Here is a 539-nt window from a genome sequence, read left to right as displayed (position 1 = left end):
CCTGTTTTCCCAGATTTATACTTTCCTACGGGATATTGCCTGATATTGAATCCTAAAAAATCGAACCCAGGTTCCTCAATCTTGCCATTATACTCAATAGGCTTGAGTGTGTGACATATTCGGGTCTTTTCAGGTTTAATCTCTAGTCCTACAGGTTTTAGCCATTCAGAAATTGCAGTCTTGCACTGTTCAATGATTCCTAAGTCTCTTGATATGACCACAAAATCATCGGCATATCTTATAAGGTTTACCTGAGTGGTTGTTCCTTTGTTTGGATACATTCCTTTGACTAGCCTTTCCATACCATCCAGTGCGATGTTGGCGAGTAGTGGACTTATCACCCCTCCTTGAGGTGTCCCTGCTTCTGTATCCTCAAATACACCGTTATCTAGCACGCCTGCTTTGAGCCATTGTTTCAGGTCTCTTTTTAGGTTGCTTGGACAATGAATTTTTGACAGTAGGTAGTCATGGTTTATTCGGTCAAAGCATTTTGTTATGGTCGAAAGGGAAGTCACCTTCCCCAACTCCACTTCAAAACC

1 protein-coding gene is annotated in these 539 nt (G+C 41.7%); it reads right to left on the bottom strand.

The window, feature by feature from the left end; all coding sequences use genetic code 11:
• Window positions 1-515: reverse transcriptase domain-containing protein (locus tag P5674_RS25745; protein WP_315670478.1), on the bottom strand; the 515-nt coding region annotated here is incomplete at its 3' end.
• Between the last annotated feature and the right edge of the window lie 24 nt (window positions 516-539).

Source organism: Limnospira sp. PMC 289.06 (assembly GCF_032350395.1).
Taxonomy (GTDB): Bacteria; Cyanobacteriota; Cyanobacteriia; order Cyanobacteriales; family Microcoleaceae; genus Limnospira; species Limnospira platensis.
Note: the sequence above shows the minus strand (reverse complement) of the source record. Positions and strands in the feature narration are given on the sequence as shown.